Source organism: Actinoplanes sp. NPDC048791, from assembly GCF_040650095.1.
Taxonomy (GTDB): Bacteria; Actinomycetota; Actinomycetes; order Mycobacteriales; family Micromonosporaceae; genus Actinoplanes.
In genome coordinates this window covers 1-1710 of the sequence record NZ_JBEZGQ010001423.1, presented here as the reverse complement: position 1 = coordinate 1710, position 1710 = coordinate 1, and the positions used below count along the sequence as shown (strand labels likewise).

The following is a 1710-nucleotide window of genomic DNA, read 5'->3' as shown; positions in this document are numbered from 1 at the left end:
GGGCCCGGTACCCCGCGGCACCGCCCAGCGCGGCCCGCTCGGCCTGGGCGATGTCGCGCTCCAGCACCCGCCGCGGGTAGATCAGTGCCAGCAACGGGCCCGCCATCACGGTGGTGACCAGCGCCATGACGACCATCATGGAGAAGATCTGCTGATCGATGATGGCCAGTTGCAGCCCGACGGAGAGGATGACGATCTCGGTCAGGCCCCGGGTGTTCATCAGCGTCGCCAGCGCCCCGGCCTGCCGGGCACCGACGCGGTTCAGCCGGGCACCGGCGTAGGCGCCGGCGAACTTGCCGCCGATGGCGACCACCAGGATCAGCGCCAGCTCGAGCAGCGCGCCACCGCCGACCGTGGACAGGTCGACCTGCAGCCCGGCGACCACGAAGAACACCGGCAGCAGCAGGAGCACGCTGACCTGCTCGAGGCGTTCGAGGATCTCGTGGCGCAACGCCTCACCGCCGGCCCGGGGCATCACCGCGCCGAACACGAACGCGCCGAAGATCGCGTGCAGCCCCATGATCTCGGTGAGGTAGCAGGAGACCAGCAGCCCGATGAGAATCACGGCGAGGACGTCGGGGGTCAACCGACCGGCCCGCTCCCGGGCCGCGGCCAGGCGCCGCAGCAACGGCCGGACCCAGCGGAACATGACGAACAGGTACGGGGCCACCGCGAGCACGTGCCAGGGCAGGCTGCCGTCAGCCGTGCCGACCGCCACCACCACGGCGAGCAGCGACCACGCGATCACGTCGTCCACGGCCGCGCTGGCCAGCGCGAGACCGCCCACCTCGGAACGGACCAGGCCCCGGTCCGCCACGATGCGGGCCAGGACAGGGAACGCGGTGACCGCCATCGCGGCGCCGATGAACAGGGCGAACGGCAGGACGTCGGTCACGCCGTGGCGATCGGCCAGCCACCACGCCAGCGCGGCCCCCAGCCCGAGCGGGGCCAGGATGGAGCCGATCGAGACGCTCGCCGCGATCCGCTGCCGCCCGCGGACCAGAGTCTGGTCCAGCTCGTAGCCGACGATGAACATGAACAGCACCAGGCCGACGTTGGCCAGTCCGGCCAGCGCGGGCCGGATGTCGACCGGGAAGAACCGGTCGCTGACCAGGGTGCCGAAGATGCTCGGGCCGATCAGGATCCCGGCGATGATCTCCCCGACGACCGGCGGCTGGCCGGCCTTGCGGGCCAGCGCGCCCAGCGCCCGGGCCAGCACGATGATGACCGCCAGCCCGAGCAGGAGCTGACCCACGGCGTGCGAGGTCACGGCAGCGCCTCGATCCGGTCGGCCACGGTGGTGGCGGAGGGCCGTTCTGCCGCCGGGCCGAGGCAGTCCCGCACCAGGGCGGCGATCGGGGCCGGCAGCGTGTCACTGACCCGGGGCGGGGTGGACAGGATCCGGCGCAGAGCCAGCAGACCGTCGGATTCCGGCAGGTCACCGTAGACGCCGGCACCACTGACCACCCGGTGCAGGAGGACGCCCAGCGACCACACGTCGGTCGCCGGGCCGGGGGGCCCGCCCAGCAGCAGGGCGGGGTCGACGTACTCGATCGCGTCGAGGGCCCCCATCCCGGTGACCGTGACCCCTTCGGTGAAGACCTGCGACAGGCCCAGATCGGACAGCTTCCCGCCGTCGGGATGCAGCAGTACGTTGCCGGGTTTGATGTCCCGGTGCGCGATGCCGGCGGCGTGCAGGGCCGCGGCCGC

General features: G+C 72.6%; 2 protein-coding genes. Both read right to left on the bottom strand.

Translation table 11 applies throughout. The annotated features are described in order from the left end of the window. Nucleotides 1-1270 (bottom strand): cation:proton antiporter (locus tag AB0C29_RS47020; protein WP_360834698.1); only part of this gene is annotated, 1270 nt, incomplete at its 3' end. Beyond that, nucleotides 1267-1710, bottom strand: a 444-nt coding sequence (locus AB0C29_RS47015) for a protein kinase domain-containing protein (protein WP_360834695.1), incomplete at its 5' end; no start/stop codon positions are given. The genes AB0C29_RS47015 and AB0C29_RS47020, both read right to left, overlap by 4 nt.